Here is an 18,220-nt window from a genome sequence, read left to right as displayed (position 1 = left end):
GTCTCCTGCACTTGTGGTGAGAAGCCGACTCGAAGTACTCGAAGGAGCGGAGCGAGACGTCAGAGATCGAAGTCGAAGTCGGAGGCTGAGGCAGAGGTGGAACCGGGCGCTGTCCGCGCTGCGGTGGAGCGCGCCGCGGTGAGCGCGGGATCGAGCGCGCCGAGTGGCGCGGCAGGATCCGCGACGATCGCGTCCAACAGGGCGATGAAGCGGTCGCGCCAGTTCTCGACCGTGTCGCGGCGCAGCAGCCGGGCGGCGTACTGCCAGGCGACGCGCAGGGTGCCGACGTCCTCATGGATCTGCATGTTGAGGTCGAAAACGGCCTGGCCGGTCTGCTCCAGACGCACCGGCACCCTGGCGCCCTGGAAGTCCACCGTCAGATAGCGCCCGCTGTGCAGGGCGATGAGTGCGTCGAAGACCGGCGTACGGCTGTAGTCGCGCACCGGGGCCGCCAAGGACACCAGGTCCTCGAACGGGAAGTCCTGGTGGGCGAAGGCCTCCTCGGCCGCCTGCGCGATGCGTTGCAGAAAGGTCGCGTAGGGCAGACCGGGCTCGGGCGCCGAACGCAGGCACACGGTGCCGGCGCACATGCCGACCGTCCCCTCCAGCCCGGGAACCGTGCGGCCGGAGACCGGAACACCGAGCGTGACGTCCGCGGCCCCCTTGAGCGCGGCCAGCAACACGCTGTGAGCGGACGCCAGTACGGCGAACAGGGTCACGCCGTGGTCGCGGGCCAGCCCGCGCAGCTGCCGGGTCCGCACCTGGCCCAGATCGAAGGAGACGACATCTCCGTCGAGGGCCCGCAGCGCGGGCCGCGGTGCGTCCGTCGGCAGGTCCGTGGTGTCGAGGGGAGCGGCGAACACACCTTGCCAGTACGGCCGCTGGGCCGCACGCAGCACCGCCCCCTGAGGCCCCGCCAGCCACTGGGCGTAGTCTCGGTACCGGAGTGGGGGAGGTGGCGGTTCCTCGCCCCCGTAGAGCGCGGACAGGTCGGCGAACAGCGGGACGAGGGAGAACCCGTCGACCACGATGTGGTGCAGATCGAGGCGGAGCGTCACCTCGGTGGCGGTTCGATGGATCTCGGCCCGCCACAGCGGGGCCCGTCCCAGATCGAAGGGGCGGACGAAGTCCGGCAGCGGCCCCGGTGGCCCCTCGGTCACCCGTACCGGAACGTCGACGGTGGGCTCGACGCGCTGCCTGATCTCACCTCCGTCGGCGACGAAGCGGGTCCGCAGCGCGTCGTGCCGCCCGGCCAACCGCCGCAGCGCCGCGGCCAGCCGTTGCGGGTCGGTGTCGGCGGGCAGCCCGAGCGTCACCGGCACGTTGTAGTGCACCGCCCGCTCGTTCTTGACCTGTTCGAAGTAGAGCTGCCGCTGCTGCGGAGCGAGCGGATACGTCTCCTGCCGCGGAGCGCGCGGTATCCGCGGAACCGGGCGGGCCGCGGAGTCGTGCAGCAGTGCGGCGAGCCGGGCCGGGGTGCCGCAGCGCAGTACGGCGCTGACCGGGCAGGCGCGGCCGAGCCGCTCTCGCGCACCGGCGGCCAGCAGCGTCGCCGTGAGCGAGTCCGCGCCGAGGTCCCGCAGGTCGTGGGAGGTTCCGATGCCGCTGATGCCCAGCGCGGCCTCGGCCAGTTCCACCAGGACGCGTTCGGTCTCGTCGACGGGCGATACGTAGGCGGTCCCGGCCAGCAGATGGGATCCGTCGGGGTCGGGCAGCAGGGCCCGGTCCACCTTGCCGTTGGGATTGAGGGGGAGCTCGGGCAACGGCACCAGGTAGGAGGGGACCATGTGTCCGGGGAGCGTTGTGGCGAGCAGGGCCCGCAGCTTCTCCGGCGCCGGTGGTTGCTGCCCGGCCTTCCCCGTGTAGTAGCCGTACAGACAGGTGTCGCTGCGCCCCGGGCGGGTCCTGGCCGTCACGATCGCCTCGGCCACCTCCGGGTGTGTGAGCATGACGCTCTCGACCTCGGCCGGCTCCACCCGGAAGCCGCGCACCTTGACCTGGTGGTCACGTCGGCCCAGGAACTCCAGGACCCCGTCGGAGCGCCGGCGCGCCAGGTCGCCGCTGCGGTAGAGGCGGTGGCCGCCCGGGGTGAACGGGTCTTCGACGAAACGTTCCGCCGTCAGTTCGGGCCGCCCCAGATAGCCGCGTGCGACCCCGTCCCCGCCCAGGTACAACTCACCGGGTACCCCCACCGGGCACGGCTGCCCGGCCTCGTCCAGCACATATGCGGTGGAGTTGGCGATCGGCCGTCCGATCGGGATACGCCCCAGGTCGGCGCGGGAGAGCCGGTGCGTGACCGAGAAGGTGGTGTTCTCCGTGGGGCCGTAGCCGTTGACCAGCACCAGCTCGGGGCAGGCGGCCATCGCCTTCGCCAGATGGGCGGCGGACAGGGCGTCCCCGCCGACGACGAGCTCCCGCAGCGGGCGGAGTGCGGCCGGATCCTGCTCCACGAGCTGATTGAACAGCGGCGAGGTCAGCCACAGCGTGGTGACACCCTGCTCCGCCAGCTCCCGGCCCAGCGAGCCCGCGTCCAGCACCGTGTCGCTGTCGGTCAGATGAACCCGCCCGCCGTTCAGCAGTGGCCCCCACAACTCGAACGTGCTGGCGTCGAAGGCGAGGGAGCCGGTCGGCATGACGATCATGTCCGGGCCGAAGCGCACATAGTCCGCGCCCCGTACCAGCCGCACCACATTGCGGTGGGTCACCTCGACGCCCTTGGGCCGCCCGGTCGTCCCGGAGGTGTAGCAGACGTAGGCCAGGTCCTGTGCCGCGGAGTCGGCCGCGACGGGCAACGGCTGCCCCGGCCCTGCGGCCTCGTCCTGCGGGGCGAGGACCTTCCCCGCGAAGGCGAACGGCACCGGCAGGCCGGCGGAGGCGACAAGGACGCGGACGGCGGAGTCGGCGAGCAGCCACTCGGTGCGCTCCGCCGGATACCCGGTGTCCAGCGGCAGGTAGGCGCAGCCCGCCTTGAGGATGCCGAGCGCACCGACCAGCAGCTCCGGGGCGCGTCCCGTGTGCAGCCCGATCCGGTCCCCGGGCCGCGCTCCCGCCGCCCGCAGCGCGTACGCCAACCGGTCGCTGTGCGTATCGAGTTCCGCGTAGCTCAAGGTACGGTCCCGCCAGGTGACCGCGGCCGCCGCCGGGGCGCGCCGCGCCTGTTCCCGGAAGAGCTCGTGCACGGTGGCGGCGGAGGGGTACGGCCGAGCGGTGTCGTTGAACGTCCGCAGGACCAGTTCCCGCTCCCCCTCGTCCAGCAGTTCCACCTCCCGTACGGCGGTGCGCGGCCGGTCCGCCAGGCAGCGCAGCACCCGCCGGAGATGGCGGCCGAAGCGCTCGGCGGTCTCCCGGGTGAAGAGCGAGGCGCGGTAGCCGAGCAGCAGATCCGCACCGTCCCGGGTGAGGGAGAGCTCGTACGGCGCGGTGTCCGGCCCCTCGTCCGGCAGGGCACCGTCCGCGAACCGTACCGCTGTGGCGCTTCCCGGGCCGCGTGGGACGGGTGCGGCCCCAGCAACTTCCGTGGCGAGCGCGGCGACCTGTTCGTGCCCGGTGACCTCGACGGTGAGTGCGCAGGCGCCGCCGATGGCCGGGTCGAGGTCCACCTTCAGCCGCCGCTGCCCGGTCCAGCGGTGCAGCACGATGACGAAGGCGGCCAGGGCGGTGGGGGCATCGGCGCCGGTCAGCCGCACGCGGGCCCAGGGGCCACGGGCCGCCTCCCGGGTGCGGGGATGATCGGTGACGAGCAGCACCGCGTCGCCGTTGGTGGCGGGTGCCGCGTCAGGAGGCCGCGGGGACGGTGCCTGCGTCGTCGGGGTCGGAGTCCCGCTGTGCTCGCTGGTCATCGGCTGCTGTCACCTCCAGTCTGAAGGGCGTGTTGCGGAAGAGCACGACCGTCAGCACACCGGGTGCGGTGGCCAGGGCGGCGACGACGAAGATGAGCCCCGTGTAGTGGCTGCCGCTCAGCAGCACACCGCCCAGCGCCGAACCCGCGGGCAGCGCACCGGCCATGACCGTGCGCATCAGCGTCATCGCGCGGCCCCGCATCTCGTTGGGCACCCTGGTCATCCGGACGACTCCGCCGAGCACCGTCATCGGCGCCGAGAGGATGCCGTTGAGCGCGAGGCCGAGCAGGATCCACGGCAGCGCGGTCGGGATGAGCAGGAACAGCACGGCCCCGGAGAGCAGTTGCAGCACCCCGATGCGCAGCATCTGTCTCTCGGACGTCTCCACGGCGCCGGAGACCAGGGAGCCGATCAGCTCGCCGGCCGCCATCACCGCGAGCATCAGGCCGAGCACTCCGGGCCCGCTGCCGAACTCGAACTTGGTCAGCCAGGGGATCGCCACCACCAGCGCCCCCGCCGAGACGTTGAAGGCGCCGAACGACAAGGTGAGCACCAGCAGGAAGCGGTCCCGCACGATGAGCAGGAAGACCGGTGTCCAGCCCGGCTTCCGCTGCGGCGACCCCGCCTCGCCGGACGGTTCGGGCCGGGCCAGCGGTGCCTTGATCCGGCTGATCAGGAAGGCGAAGAGCAGATAGGTGGCGGCGTCGAGCACCAGCACGTTGGGCGCGCCGAACAGGGCGATGAGTCCCGCGCCGATGGGCGGTCCCAGGACGTTGGCCGCTCCCATCGCGGTGGCCTCCAGGCCGGATGCCGCCTGGAGCTTGTCCGCGGGTACGAGTTCCGGCAGCACGGCGGGGGTCCCGGCGAGCGGGATGATCTTCAGCAGGCCGTAGACCAGGGCGACCACGTACAGATGCCAGGCCTCCAGCACACCGGCCACGGCCAGCACCGGAATGAGGGCGACCACGGCGCCGCGGAAGACCGAGTCGTAGATGAAGAGCTTGCGCCGGGAGAACCGGTCGAGCAGGGGGCCGACGATGGCGCCGCCCGCGATCACCGGAAGTGTGAGGCAGACGCCCAGTACCCCGAGGCCGGCGGCGCCCGCCTTTTCGAGAGTGATCCAGGCGAGGGCCGCGTAGGTGGCGCCGTCGCCGAGGAGGTTGAGCACCAGGGCCGACCACAGGAGCCGATAGTCCCCGATACGTAAAATGCTCAGATACGCTTTCACGTCCACACCGTTCAGTAGGCCGAAAAGGCGGAAGAGGCAGCCGGGCAGGCGTGCGGTGCACGTCGGTACCGGCAGGTGGGTGTGCGAAAGAAGGCGCCGGGCAGGACCTGGCCGCACGTGTGAGCAGCCGTGCGGACGTGGTCAGTGCTTCTGCGGCGTTACGGGAATGAGCTGTCGCCCCGTGTATTTCCGGCTTGACGGGGGCCGGAATTCCCCATGGCTGTGCCGCCCAAGATTCCCCCGTGAAGATCCCCCGTGATGCAGCGCCCCGCCGTCGGCGGTGCGCTTTGACGGCATGCTTTCTAACAGCTCGCTCGGAACCCGGTCAAGCAATCTCTTCTACGGAAAAATGTCTTCTTCCAGACTTGTGATCAAAGGAGGTTTTGTGAACGAGCAGGTGAGAAGAGGTGAATGAAAGATCGACCGGGGCTCGGAGGTGATCCGTCCACGCGCGGACGACTCCGGGAGTCCGCATGGCTCGACGGCAGCACGGACCGACCCGGGAGGGCGGCGGCGGAAGCGGGGCCGGCCGGGGGAGGGGAAGGAAGGTGAAGGGGGGGGGGGGGGGGGGGGGGGGCGGGGACGGCTCAGTAGTCGCTGAGCAACTTCTCCAGGAACGCCGCGGTCCTGGCCGGGGGCTCGGCCATCGCGCACAGCCGGTCCATGACCACCAGATAGCCCTCGACCTCGTCACGCTTCTCCAAGTAGAGGGACGAGGTGAGTTGTTCGAGGTAGACGATGTCCGGGAGGTCGGGCTCCAGGAAGCGCAGAATGGTCACCGGGCCGCCGGCGGCGGCGAGTCCGCCCATGCTGAACGGCGCGATCTGCAGTGTGATGTTGGGCTGCCGAGCGGCCTCGATGAGGTGTTCGAGCTGGGCGCGCATCACCTGCCGGGATCCCAGCGGGCGGCGCAGCGCCGCCTCGTCCATCACGGCCCACAGACGGGGCGAGTGCGGCTTGTCGAGAATCGACTGCCGCTCCATGCGCAGTTCGATCCGGCGCTCACTGCGCCTGCTGTCGTCCCGCGGATGGCCGAGCCTGATGACCTCGCGGGCGTAGTCGCGGGTCTGCAGCAGGCCGGGGACGAACTGCACCTCGTAGGTGCGGATCATCGCGGCGGCCTCCTCCAGGCCGAGCAGCCGGTCGAACCACGGCGACATCACATCGCTGTACTTCTGCCACCACCCCGGCGAGCCGGCGTGCCGGGCCAGCTCCAGATACTCCTCGCGTTCCTCCCGGTCCCAGACCTCGTACAGCGTCAGCAGGTCTGCCACGTCGCGCTCCTTGCAGCCGACGCGGCCCAGCTCCAGGCGGCTGATCTTGGCGTGCGAACCGCGGATCGCCTCGCCCGCCGCTTCACGGGAGATGCCCCGCTCCTCGCGCAGCCGGCGCAGTTGGGTGCCCAGGACGATGCGCAGGATCGTGGGTCCACCCCGGGGGTGGTCCTGGATGCGTCCGGGCGACGCCTCGCGTCGCGGCTGTGCTCCCATCACGTCCGCCTTGCTTCCCTGAGTGACTGTACGGATGCTCAGTGTCCCACTCCGCCAACTGAGCGTACAGCCATACCGGTTACGCGACCGGATTTCGAGCCTTCGTGGCGTGGACGTGCTCGGGTCTCTTCGGCGGCGTCGTGCCGGGCGCGCCCGCCGTACGCGCGTACCGCGCCGTCGCTCCCGTACCGGGGGCTTTGTACGTGAACCGCCGCCACACGTCCGTGTCGTGCGGCGGCGGTGCCCGTGGTGGTGTTCAGTTGTGGGACCTGCCGCCCGGCCGTGGCCGACCGCGTGCAGGCGGGTGGTGGGTGGGGCGCTAGGCGTCGAGCAGGTCGTCGAAGTCGCCGTCCTTGGCGCCCTGGACGAAGGCCGCGATCTCGGCGGGCGTGTAGACCAGGGCGGGGCCCGACGGGAAGCGGGAGTTGCGGACGGCGACTCCCTGGCCGGGAAGAGTGGCGACCTCGACACAGTTGCCGTTCGGGTTGCTGCGGCGGCTCTTGCGCCAGACCGCGCCTTCGATCTTCGTGGCCTCGATGCCGTTCTCGATCTGCATGTACGTCTCTCCCTACGTCACTTGCGTTCCCCCGTGGGCGGTTGCGACGTCTGGAAGCGTCTCATAGCCGAGCGTGCTTGCAGATGTACTTGCAGATGTACTTGCAGAAGTAAGTACGGAACCGCGACAATGCCCGTCGTACTCCACTCCGGAGCCCCAGCAGATGGGCTCAACTCCACGACTCGACAGCGGAGTTCACACACCCCGTCCGTCTACAGGAGTCCCAGTGACCACACCAGGCGCCGAATTCCCCGCCCCTGCGGACCCGGTGGACGACGGCCTCAGTTGCGACCACCCCCTCACCCGGCTGCTCCTCCTCCTGGAGATCGCCGATCAGCCGGACTGGCTCCGCGATCTGGCCGCACCCGCCCGCACGCCCGCCGCCCTCTCAGCTTCGCAGGGCCTCGGGTAGCTCGGCCGCGTACAGGATCTCCAGCCGCGACACCGCGCGGGTGAGCGCCACATAGAGGCGCTGCGGTCCGCGCGGCCCGCCCGCCGCTATCTCCGCGGGCTCCACCAGGACGACGTGGTCGTACTCCAGGCCCTTGGCCGACTCGGCGTCCACCACGGTCACCCGCTCACCCTCCTGCTCGGCGCCGGGCGTCCCGGCCGCGATCCCGTTCGCCGCCAGCGCTCGGCGCACGGCCCCGACCCGCGCCCCGTCGGCGATCACCCCGACCGAGCCCTCCCTCCCGAGCGCGGCAGCGACCCGCTCCGCCACGGCGCCGGTCGGCCCGTCCGTCCCCGGCACCCGCAGCGTCCTCAGCTCCCCGCCCGTGCGCAGCGACCGCGCCGGCGGGACGTCCACCGGAAGCGAGTCCAGCAACCGGTTGGCCGCCGCGAGCAGTTCGGACGGCACTCGGAAGCCCGTGGTCAGCGGGGCGACCGTCGCCTCGGGAACCCCCAGGTGCGCCAGCTGCTCCGGCCAGTCGTGGGCCGCCCACGGGGTGGTGCCCTGCGCCAGGTCGCCCAGCACGGTCAGCGAGCCGAAGCGGCTGCGGCGCGCCAGGACCCTGCACTGCATGGGGGAGAGGTCCTGTGCCTCGTCCACCACCACATGCCCGTAGCTCTCCCCGGGGTGGGCGATCAGGCCCGCCACCTCGTCCAGCAGCAGCAGATCCGCCTGCGACCAGCGTGCCGTCCGGGGTGATCGGGGGCGGCGGCCCTGCCACAGCAGCGCCCGCTGTTCGTCCTCGGTCAGCAGTCCGTCGGCGGCCTCGGCCAACGTCCGCGCCTCACCCAGCAGTCCGGCCACCACCTCCTCGGCCTTCACCCTCGGCCAGACGGAGTCCACGAAACCGGAGAGCGCCTTGACCCTGCCCATCCGGCGCAGCCACTCGCCCCCGGGCGGCCCGGCGCGGCGCTCGGCCTGGTCGCGCAGCAGCGCCACGGTACGCGCCCGTACCCGCTCCCGGCCGACCTCGTACGGCGGCTGCTGCGCCAGCGTCTCCTCGACCACGGCGCGCAGATCGTCCTCGTCCAGCCGCCAGCGGTAGGAGCCGTCGGGCACCGCCACCGGGCCGTCCGGCAGCCGTACGCGCGCGTAGAGGGCGCGCCGCAGTACAGCCGCCATACGCGCGCTGTGCTTGAGTTCCACCGCCTCCGGGTCGTCCTCGGCCCGCACCGGATGGCCGGGCAGCAGATCCCGTACGGTGCACTGCCGCACCCCCACCTCGCCCAGGGCCGGCAGCACGGCCGAAATGTAGCCGAGGAACGCCGTGTTGGGGCCGACGACGAGCATGCCGCCGCGCTCGATGCGGCGAGGGTAGGTGTACAGGAGATAGGCCGCGCGGTGCAGCCCGACGGCGGTCTTCCCGGTGCCGGGCGCGCCCTGGACGCACATCGAGCCGTCGGGGCCCGAGCGCACCAGGTCGTCCTGTTCGGGCTGGATGGTGGCGACGATGTCGCGCATCGGCCCTACCCGGGGGCGTTCGATCTCGCCGGCGACGATGCGGGAGGCGAGGGCCGATCCGGCGGCCGAGGCCCCGGCCGGTGACTCACGGGCCCCCGCCGGCCCCTCGCCCCCCGGCCTCCTGTCCTCCAGCCTCTCGTCCTCCAGCCCCGTCAGATCCTCGGCGGTGCCGGCGCCGTTCGGCGACCAGCCGAACCGCCGCCGGGAGCGGACGCCCTGCGGCTGCCGTGCGGTCGCCTGGTAGAAGGCGCGGGAGACGGGGGCCCGCCAGTCCAGCACCAGCGGCGGCGCCGAAGGGTGCTCGCTGACGCGGCGGCGGCCGATGTAGTAGCGCTGGCCGCGGTGCTCGCCGGCCTCCTCGCCGCCGCGTCCCCCGTCGCTGAAGTCGAGCCGGCCGAAGAAGGGCGGCCCCTCCGGCTCTTCTCGTACCTCCTTGGCCCGGCTGCGCAGATAGCGGCCCAGCGCCTCCGCGCTCGCCCCGTCGCCCGCGACGCCCTCGCCCGCCGCCTCCCCGGTGTGCTGACCGGTCAGCACACCGGCGCCCTCCAGCACCCGGTGCTGTGCCGCGGCGTTCGTACGGTCGAGCGTGGCGCGGCACCGGTCGGCGTGGGCGCGCTCGGCGGCCAGTTCGGCCCGGAGGGCTTCCTCTTGGGCGGTGTGGTCCCCGGACATGGGGCGGTGCTCCTCTTCGTCCTCGTTCCGGCTGGGTGGGTCGGCTGTGTGCGGTGCGCGTCAGGCGAACGGCGTCAGCCCGGTGCGCAGCAGTGCGAAGGCGTGCCGGGCGTCGCGGCAGGCCGACTCGTGCATGCTGTCGGCGCTCGCCCCCTGGGCGACGCGGTGCCAGTTGGCCGTGGCGAGGACCCGCTGGCAGGTCACGATCTGACCGGCCGCCAGCCGTGCCGTCAGGGTGGGCTGCGCCGTCGCGGCGCGGGGTGCGCCCGCGTCGGCTGCCGCCCCCACGGTGCTCTCGGTGCCCTCGGTCGGCTCGGTCCGCCCGTCGAGCCCTTTGGCCAGCTCGGCCGCCAGGGCCTCCTCGGAGCGGGCGGTGTAGGAGTGCAGCCGGGCCACCAGGGTCGGGGTGCCGTACAGCAGCCGGTGGAAGGCGAGCACTTCCGGCTCGTCGCACAGCCCGGTGACCGGATCGCGGGCCTCCAACCCGGCCAGGAAGTGCTGCTCCAGCGCGGTGAGGGGGGAGACGCCCGCTCCGCGCCGCGCCACCACGCGGGCCGCCTCGTCCTCGTGGTCCGCGAAGCGGTGGAGGGCCATGTCCTCCTTGGCGGGGAAGTAGCGGAAGAGCGTCGGTTTGGAGACCTCGGCGGCCGCCGCGATCTCGGAGACGGAGACCGCGTCGAAGCCCTTCCGCAGGAACAGGGCGACGGCCGCGTCGGAGATCGCCTGGTAGGTGCGTTGCCGCTTGCGCTCGCGCAGCCCGATGGGGTGGTCGCTCATGCGGCGACCGTACCAGAGAAAATGTAACTCGGTTAAATTTGTGTCTGAGTTGTGTTCAGGGGTGGCTCTGGGAGGTTGCCGGGGAGGCTGTCCCGGGAGGTCGCCGGGAGGGGCGGGCGCGGCTGTTTGCGGCGGGCGCACGGCGGCAGCCCACACGGCGGGCGCAGCTTCTACCGCATCTGTCCCGTGTGCACCACACTGGCGGTGTACCCGCACATCGAGGCGAGGACGCGAGGAGAGGACGGACATGTCGGAGACCAGCGAGCCCCCCGCGGGGACCCCCGCCCCCGCCCCCGAGCCCGGCCGTGTGGTGGTCGGCGTCGACGGTTCCACGCACTCCTTCCGCGCCCTGGACCGGGCCGCCGACGAGGCCTACCGCAGGGGCGCCGAGCTGGAGGTGCTGTGCGGCGGGGCCTCGGCCCGGCGCGGTGCCTACCCGGAGACGGAGGCGGACAGGGAGCGGCTTCGGCAGGCCACCGGTCAGGTCGCGGCCGAGGCCGCCGAGCGGGCCCGTAAGCGCACACCCGGGCTGACCGTCGTGGCGACCGGCGTGAGCGAACCGGCGGCCGACGCGCTGGTGCACCGCAGCCGCACCGCTCAGTTGACCGTCGTCGGTACCCGCGGGCACGGCGGCTTCCGCGGGTTGCTGCTCGGCTCGGTCAGCCTGCGGCTGGCGGCGCATGCGGCGGGACCGCTGATGGTCGTACGCGGCGAGATGCCCGAGCCCGGTGCGACGCCGGGGGAGACGGTCGTCGGGCTGAAGTGGGAAGGCGCGACGCAGCCGGTCGAGTTCGGCTTCCGGACGGCCGAGCGCTCCGGTTCGCCGCTGTGGGTGGTGCACTGCTGGATCTACCCGATGCTGCCCGGTGTGGCGCTGCGGCTGTCACCCAAGGAGCCCTCGACGGAGACGAGGCGCGCCGAGCAGTTCGTGGAGGACACGCTGCGGCCCTTCCGGGAGCGCTATCCGAACGTTCGGCTGGGCGCCGAACAGCACCAGGGCCAGGCGGCCGAGCATCTGATCAAGCTGAGCGAGGGTGCCGACATGGTGGTGCTGGGGGTACGGCGCCAGCAGCGGCGACTCGGCCTCCAGCTGGGCCCGGTGGTGCACGCGGTCCTGCAGCACGCCAAGTGCTCGGTGGTGCTGGTGCCCGGGTCCTGACCGCCTGCTTCCGGCCCCCTTGGAGGATCACCCGACTCCGAGGGGGCCGATCGTGTGACTCTGTACGATAGAGGGCGTCTTGCAACGCGCGTAGAGTCCCCGCAGTCTCCCCGGTGACGGCCGGAGACACCAGGTCACGACCCTGCAACGACGCACGTCGCACCAGAGAACCACGCACGGAGCCCTACCCATGGCAGTCTCCCCCGGCGTATCCCACGCCGACGGCGCCGCCCCGGCGCACTCCTCCGCCCCCACGTCTGACTCCGCCACGCCGGCGAGCGCCGTGATCGACGAGACCGTCGAGAGCCGCGGCATCGAGCCCGTACCCGATCACGAGCGGCGGGGCCGGGTCCGCGAGCTGTTCCCCACCTGGGTGGCCGCCAACATCAGCGTCCTGCTGCTCACCATGGGCGCCGGGCTGGTCGTCTTCAACGGCCTCAACTTCTGGCAGGTGCTGCTCGCGGCCTCCGTCGCCGGTGGCGTCTCCTTCGGCCTGGTCGGGCTGCTGTCGGTGTCCGGCAAGTGGGGCGGCGCGCCCGGCGCCATGCTCTCCCGGGCCACCTTCGGCGTGCGGGGCAACTACTTCCCCGGCATGATTCTGTGGGTCGCGCGCTTCGGCTGGGAGACGATCAACGCCGTCACCGGCGCCTACGCCGTCCTCACGGTGCTCCGGCTGCTCTTCGGGATCGAGAGCAGCACCCCGCTCATCGTCGTCACCCTGCTGCTGTTCGTCGGGGTGACGTTCCTGGTCAGCGGCATGGGCCGGAAGGTCCTCAACCTCTGCAACACCTGGTCGACCTACTTCTTCGGGCTCTTCACCGTCCTTGTGCTGGGCTACCTGGTCACCACCATCGACTGGGCGGAGGTCTTCTCCCGGCCCGCGGGCGGCACCGCCATGCTCATCGCGGGCATCGGCACCATCGCGGCCGGCGGTATCAGCTGGATCCCCACGGGCCCCGACTTCGCCCGCTATCTGCCGCACAGCGCCGAAGGACGGAAGATCTTCGGCACCACCGTCTCGGGCGCGCTGCTGGTACTGGTGCCGATGGTGCTGATGGGCGGCGTGATGTCGGTGAAGGAGCCGGCGCTCGCCAAGACCGACGACCCCGTCTCCTTCCTCGGTGAGGCGCTGCCGATGTGGCTGGCCGTGCCGTATCTGGTGATCGCCGTGATCGGGATGGTGCTGATCAACAGCCTCTCGATGTACTCGGCGGGCTTCACCGCGCAGACCATGGGCGTGAAGCTGCCCCGCGCCTGGGCCGTCAGCGTCAACGCGGTCATCAGCCTGGTCGGCGGACTGCTGCTGATGCTGGTGGCCAAGAGCTTCTACGGCTCGTTCATCTCCTTCCTCTCGCTGCTCGCCGTCTCCTTCTCCGCCTGGGTCGGCGTCTACGGGGTCGACATGCTGCGGCGCCGCGACCGGGCCGTCCGCTACGACCCCGCCGGGCTGCTCGACACCTCCCGCACCAGCCGCTACTGGTACGTCGGCGGCTACTGCTGGCAGGCCATGACGGCCTGGGGCATCGCCCTGCTGCTGGGGCTCGCCTTCACCACCTGCGACTGGTTCACCGGCCCCCTCCACTCCACCTGGATCGGCGAGAACGGGCTGGGCTGGGCCGCCACCGCGCTGCTGGCCGCACTGCTGTTCGCGGTGCTCCCCGCGCCCCGCGAGGGGGAGGCGTCCGCGCCGGTTCCCGCACCCCGCCAGGAGGACGCCCCGGACGAGCAGGCCGCCCAGGACGAGCAGGCCGCGCGGGCACAGCGCGGCTGAGCGGCTCCGGCGGACACACCGCCGGGCTCGTGCGGGCGAGGAGTCGGCACGGTCCCGGCGGTGTGTGCGTGAATGGACCCCGGCACAGCGGAAACCCCGGCTGACGGACAACGCCCGACAGCCGCCCCGAGAGAGCCGAGGTCCCACAGTGAGCAGCGCACACGTCCCCACCGTCCTGCTGAACAGCGGCGCGGAGATGCCGCAGCTCGGATTCGGTGTGTACCAGGTGCCCGACGACGAGGCGGCTGCCACCGTCTCCGCCGCGCTGGAGGCGGGATACCGCAGCATCGACACCGCGGCGCTCTACGGCAACGAGGGCGGCACCGGCAAGGCCCTGCGCGAGTCCGGCATCCCCCGCGAGGAGCTGTTCGTCACCACCAAGCTGTGGAACACCGACCAGGGCCACGACACGGCGCTGCGCGCCTTCGACGACTCCCTGGAGCGGCTCGGTCTCGACTACGTCGACCTCTATCTCATCCACTGGCCGGCGCCGGCCAGGGAGCTGTATGTGCAGACCTGGCGGGCGCTGACCGAGATCCACGACAGCGGCCGGGCCAGGACCATCGGCGTCTCCAACTTCGAGACCGATCACCTCCAGCGGCTCTTCGACGAGACCGGTGTGGTGCCCGCCGTCAACCAGATCGAGCTGCACCCCCGCCTCCAGCAGCCGGAACTGCGGAGCTTCGACGCGGAGCACGGCATCGTCACCGAGGCGTGGTCCCCGCTCGGCCGCGGCAACGGTGTCCTGGACGATCCCGTGGTCCGCAAGGCCGCCGCCAAGCACGGCAGGACCCCGGCTCAGGTGGTGCTGCGCTGGCACATCCAGCTCGGCAACGTCGTCATCCCCAAGTCCGTCACCCCGTCCCGGATCAAGGAGAACATCGACGTCTTCGACTTCGAGCTGGACGGCGAGGACCTGCGGGAGATCCAGCGCCTGGAGACCGGCACCCGCGTCGGCCCTGACCCCCGCACCCTGAACTGACCATGGCCCGGGACAGCGCGTGTGTCTTCTGCCGGATCGTCGACGGCACGGAGCCCGCCCACCGAGTCCACGAGAACGAGGCCGTCGTCGCCTTCCTCGACCAGCGGCCCCTCTTCCCGGGCCACACCCTCGTGGTGCCCCGCGGCCATGTGGAGACCCTGACCGATCTGCCCGAGGAGTCGGTCGGCCCGTACTTCACCGCCGTACGCCGGGTCACCGACGCGGTCGAGCGGGCCATGGCGGCCGACGGCTCGTTCGTCGCGGGCAACAACCGCGTCAGCCAGTCCGTGCCCCATCTGCACATGCACGTGGTGCCGCGCAGACGCAAGGACGGTCTGCGCGGCTTCTTCTGGCCGCGCGGCCGGTACGCCGACGAGTCGGAGGCCGAGCAGATCGCCGAGCGCATCCGCGCGCAGCTGTGACCACGAGACGGACGATCCACCCGGGGCAGGACAGGGGCGCGCAGGCCGGGCAGGACGGGCCGGTCTAAGATCTTTCGGTGCAGCTCTTCCCACCGCCGCGGATACCGGCGAACGAACTGAGGCCCGGCCGTCATTGGTATGTCACAGCGGCTGCGATCGCCGTCGTGCTGATCGGGCTGGGCGTGGCCATCGGTGTGTACCAGGTCAACAGTGCGATCGACGCGGTCGACACCGACAACCAGTTCGCCAACGGCGACACCGTCACCCTGAGGCTCGAACCGGAGGGCGAGAAGACGATCTGGGTCAAGTACCCGGGCCGGTCGCCCGGCCCGGAGTGCGACATCACCGGGCCGGGCGCCCCGAGTCTCGCCGACCCGGGAATCGACCTGTTCCTCACCCGTGACGAGACCTGGACGGCGCTCTACACCGTTGACGTGTCGCGGGCAGGCGACTACGCGGTCACCTGCTCCTCCCAAGCGCTCTCCCGGTACGCCGTCGGGGACTCCGGAGGCCTTGTCGCGTTGGCGGGCGGGCTGATGCTGGTCCTCCCGCTCCCCGTTCTGGGGGTCGGCCTCTGCCTCGCCATCGTCGTCGTCACCGCCGTCCGCCGCAGCGGCCACCGCAAGAGGCTGCTCGCCGAACGCCACGGCTCCTCGAAGAGCACGACCGCGGCTGCCGTGACTGATCGAGGGCCCGTCTGACGGTCACTGGGGCAGCAGGGCCGTGACCGCCGCCACCGTGTCGGCCTCCTGCGCACGCTTGTCGTCCCGGTAGCGCACCACCCGCGCGAACCGCAGGGTCACACCCTCCGGATAGCGGGTGGAGCGCTGCACCCCGTCGAAGGCGATCTCCACCACCAGTTCGGGGGCGACCACCACCCCCCAGGACTTCTCCTCGACGGCCAGTTCCCGCAGCCGCTCGGTCTGCCAGGCCAGCAACACGTCGGTCAGCCCCTTGAACGTCTTGCCCAGCATCGCGAAGGTGCCGTCCTCGCGCCGCGCTCCCAGATGCAGATTCGACAGCTTTCCCGCGCGCCGTCCGTGCCCCCACTCCGCGCCGAGCACCACCAGATCGAGGGTGTGCACCGGTTTGACCTTCAGCCAGGAAGCCCCGCGCCGCCCCGCCGAGTACTGCGAGTCGAGCGCCTTGACGACCACTCCCTCATGGCCGCGCGCCAGCACCTCCTCCGCGAACGCGCGGGCCGCGACACGCGTCGGCCCGTCCGCCGGATCGGGCACCGGCACCCGGCGCACCCGCAGCTCCTCGGGCAGTACCCGGGCGAGCGCGGCGTGCCGTTCCACGAACGGCCGGTCGAGCAGGTCCTCGCCGTCCAGATACAGCACGTCGAAGAAGACCGGATGCAGCGGCAGCTCGCTGCTGGCCCCCGCCACGTCCAGCCGGGAGGCGACACGTCCCGAGACCTCCTGGAACGGCCGGGGCCAGCCGTCCTCCTTGAGGGCGATCACCTCCCCGTCCAGCACCAGCTGTGCTGCGTCGGTCCTGCGGGCGATCTCGGCCGCCTCCGGCAGCCGGTCGGTGATCTCGTCCAGCGTCCTGGTGTAGACGCGCACCTGCTCGCCGTCCTTGTGCACCTGCACCCGGATGCCGTCCAGCTTCTCCTCGACGGCACACGGGCCCAGTTTGTCCAGCGCCTCGTCCACGTCCTTGGCGGTGTGCGCCAGCATCGGCAGCACCGGCCTGCCCACCTGCAGCCGGAAGAGGGCCAGTGCGTCCGGCCCTTGGGCCAGCAGCGCCTGGGCGACGCTGCCGAGCGACCCGCCGAGCATCACCGCCCGCCGCACCTCGCCCGGATCGGCCGCGACGGCTGCGGCCAGCCCCTCCACGGCGAAGGCGTCCAGCGCCCCCTGGCGCAGCTCGCCCCCGATCAGCCGGACGAGGAACCACTGCTCCTCCTCGGTGGCCGCCGCCATCAGCACATCCAGCTGCCGTTTGCGCTCCGCCTGCGCGCCCTTCCCGCTCACCTCGGCGATCCGCGCGAACGCGGCGTCCACCTCGGCGATGCTCAGCGCCGGCTCGTCGGCGGCCGGCGGCAACTCGCGCACGCTGCGCCAGCCCACTCCCGTACGGCGCTGCGGCAGCCGCCCCGCCAGATAGGTGACCACCACCGGCACCTCGGACGGCTCCGCCCTTCGGAACAGCTCCGCGAGCAGCGCCACCTTGTCGTTGCGGCCCGTGGCCCGGGCGATCCGGGCGAAGGCGCGAGCGATGTCTGCCAGCAGCATGGCCTCATGGTCGCCCATCGAGGCCGCGTGCGCTCCCGGCCGGCCCGCACGCCGTGCGGACCCGGGCTGCCCGGCGCAGAATCGGCAGTGTGGATCTCCCGGTGCTGCCGCCCGTGAAACCGATGCTCGCCAAGCCCGTCTCCGCGATCCCCGAGGCACCGCAGGGGATGCAGTACGAGGCCAAGTGGGACGGCTTCCGCTGTCTGGTCTTCCGGGACGGCGACGAGATCGAGCTGATCAGCCGGACGGGGAAGTCCCTTGTGCGGTACTTCCCGGAACTGGTCGACGGGCTCCGCGAGCGGATGCCGCAGCGCTGCGTACTGGACGGTGAGATCGTGCTCCCACTGGGCGGGCGGCTGGACTTCGAGGCGCTCCAGCAGCGCATCCACCCGGCCGCCTCCCGGGTACGGCTGCTGGCGGAGCGCACACCCGTCTCCTTCGTCGCCTTCGACCTGCTGGCATTGGACGACACCGGCTTCCTGGAGGCCCCGCTGACCGAGCGGCGCCGGACGCTGGAGAGGGCGCTGCGGGGCACGCGCCCGCCGCTGTATCTGGCGCCCGTGACCTATGACAGCGCCGTCGCCCAGGACTGGTTCGCGCAGTACGAGGGCGCCGGGCTCGACGGCGTGGTGGCCAAGCGGACCGATCTGCCCTACCGGCCGGGGGAGCGGGTGATGCTCAAGGTCAAGCACGAGCGCACGGCCGACTGCGTGCTGGCCGGGCTGCGCCCGCACAAGAGCGGCCCCGAGGCGCTGGGCTCCCTGCTGCTCGGCCTCTACGACGACTCGGGGGTGCTGCAGTACGTGGGCGCGTCGTCCTCGTTCCCGGCCGCGCGCAGACGGGAGCTGATGCGCGAGCTGGCACCGCTGGGCATGAACCGCCCCGAGGAGCACCCGTGGGCCCGCTGGCAGGACGAGGCCGCTCATGAGGAGGGCCGGATGCCGGGAGCGCCCAGCAGATGGAGCGGTGGCAAGGACGCCTCCTGGGTGCCGCTGCGCCCCGAGCGGGTGTGCGAGGTGGCCTACGACCACATGGAGGGGAAGCGCTTCCGGCACACGGTGCTCTTCCGCCGCTGGCGCCCGGACCGCGAGCCGGGCTCGTGCACGTACGAGCAGTTGGAGGAGCCGGTGCGGTTCGACCTGGAAGAGGCGCTCGGCGGCCGCTGACCC

At 71.9% G+C, this 18,220-nt stretch carries 14 protein-coding genes; 7 read left to right on the top strand and 7 right to left on the bottom strand.

The genetic code is table 11. The features are described from left to right. Window positions 1-59: 59 nt before the first annotated feature. The 4 genes from KBY19_RS25160 to KBY19_RS25145 all read right to left on the bottom strand — a co-directional run bounded on the left by KBY19_RS25160 (window position 60) and on the right by KBY19_RS25145 (window position 7,113). Window positions 60-3,839, bottom strand: coding sequence for a non-ribosomal peptide synthetase (locus KBY19_RS25160; protein WP_210966769.1), 3,780 nt, complete (start codon window positions 3,837-3,839; stop codon window positions 60-62). After that, window positions 3,775-5,073: an MFS transporter gene (locus tag KBY19_RS25155; protein ID WP_099885350.1), complete on the bottom strand. Its 1,299-nt coding sequence runs from the start codon at window positions 5,071-5,073 to the stop codon at window positions 3,775-3,777. Before KBY19_RS25155 ends, KBY19_RS25160 begins: the two co-directional genes overlap by 65 nt. A 581-nt stretch (window positions 5,074-5,654) precedes the next feature. After that, window positions 5,655-6,557: a helix-turn-helix transcriptional regulator gene (locus KBY19_RS25150; protein ID WP_099885351.1), complete on the bottom strand. Its 903-nt coding sequence runs from the start codon at window positions 6,555-6,557 to the stop codon at window positions 5,655-5,657. Between the two features lie 319 nt (window positions 6,558-6,876). Beyond that, entirely contained in the window at window positions 6,877-7,113 is a 237-nt protein-coding gene (locus KBY19_RS25145) for a DUF397 domain-containing protein (RefSeq protein WP_099885352.1), read from the bottom strand. Window positions 7,114-7,339: 226 nt separating this feature from the next. On the opposite strand from KBY19_RS25145, the gene KBY19_RS25140 reads away from it, so the two are divergent. Then, a complete protein-coding gene (locus KBY19_RS25140; protein ID WP_099885353.1) occupies window positions 7,340-7,525 on the top strand; it encodes a hypothetical protein in 186 nt (61 codons plus the stop codon). Here KBY19_RS25140 and KBY19_RS25135 read toward each other — a convergent pair. Together KBY19_RS25135 and KBY19_RS25130 are read right to left on the bottom strand one after the other, a co-directional pair. Beyond that, entirely contained in the window at window positions 7,502-9,697 is a 2,196-nt protein-coding gene (locus tag KBY19_RS25135; RefSeq protein ID WP_210966768.1) for an ATP-binding domain-containing protein, read from the bottom strand. The genes KBY19_RS25140 and KBY19_RS25135 overlap by 24 nt on opposite strands. 60 nt (window positions 9,698-9,757) lie before the next feature. Then, window positions 9,758-10,474 carry a TetR/AcrR family transcriptional regulator gene (locus tag KBY19_RS25130; RefSeq protein WP_210966767.1) on the bottom strand — a complete coding sequence of 239 codons (717 nt, stop codon included), beginning with the start codon at window positions 10,472-10,474 and terminating at the stop codon, window positions 9,758-9,760. Between the two features lie 247 nt (window positions 10,475-10,721). Between KBY19_RS25130 and KBY19_RS25125 the strand changes: the two genes are divergently transcribed. The 5 genes from KBY19_RS25125 (at window position 10,722) to KBY19_RS25105 (ending at window position 15,509) form a co-directional block, all read left to right on the top strand. Beyond that, window positions 10,722-11,633 carry a universal stress protein gene (locus KBY19_RS25125; RefSeq protein ID WP_099885356.1) on the top strand — a complete coding sequence of 304 codons (912 nt, stop codon included), beginning with the start codon at window positions 10,722-10,724 and terminating at the stop codon, window positions 11,631-11,633. Between the two features lie 190 nt (window positions 11,634-11,823). Then, window positions 11,824-13,404 (top strand): cytosine permease, encoded by a 1,581-nt coding sequence (locus KBY19_RS25120; RefSeq protein WP_099885357.1) that lies wholly within the window; start codon window positions 11,824-11,826, stop codon window positions 13,402-13,404. Between the two features lie 196 nt (window positions 13,405-13,600). Next, window positions 13,601-14,386, top strand: coding sequence for an aldo/keto reductase (locus tag KBY19_RS25115; protein WP_210966774.1), 786 nt, complete (start codon window positions 13,601-13,603; stop codon window positions 14,384-14,386). 2 nt (window positions 14,387-14,388) lie between these two features. After that, window positions 14,389-14,808 carry an HIT family protein gene (locus tag KBY19_RS25110; protein WP_099885358.1) on the top strand — a complete coding sequence of 140 codons (420 nt, stop codon included), beginning with the start codon at window positions 14,389-14,391 and terminating at the stop codon, window positions 14,806-14,808. A gap of 77 nt (window positions 14,809-14,885) precedes the next feature. Then, window positions 14,886-15,509 carry a hypothetical protein gene (locus tag KBY19_RS25105; protein WP_099885359.1) on the top strand — a complete coding sequence of 208 codons (624 nt, stop codon included), beginning with the start codon at window positions 14,886-14,888 and terminating at the stop codon, window positions 15,507-15,509. A 3-nt stretch (window positions 15,510-15,512) separates the two neighbouring features. Here the strand turns inward: KBY19_RS25105 and KBY19_RS25100 are convergent, their stop codons facing one another. Continuing rightward, window positions 15,513-17,051, bottom strand: a complete 1,539-nt coding sequence (locus KBY19_RS25100; RefSeq protein WP_210966766.1) for an ATP-dependent DNA ligase — start codon at window positions 17,049-17,051, stop codon at window positions 15,513-15,515. 89 nt (window positions 17,052-17,140) lie between these two features. Here KBY19_RS25100 and KBY19_RS25095 point away from each other — a divergent pair, with 89 nt between their 5' ends. Continuing rightward, window positions 17,141-18,217: an ATP-dependent DNA ligase gene (locus tag KBY19_RS25095; protein ID WP_099885360.1), complete on the top strand. Its 1,077-nt coding sequence runs from the start codon at window positions 17,141-17,143 to the stop codon at window positions 18,215-18,217. The last annotated feature ends 3 nt before the right edge of the window (window positions 18,218-18,220 follow it).

The organism is Streptomyces sp. B15 (genome assembly GCF_018070605.1).
GTDB lineage: Bacteria > Actinomycetota > Actinomycetes > Streptomycetales > Streptomycetaceae > Streptomyces > Streptomyces smyrnaeus.
The sequence above is the reverse complement of the archived record's forward strand: the minus strand, read 5'-3'. Positions and strand labels throughout refer to the sequence as shown.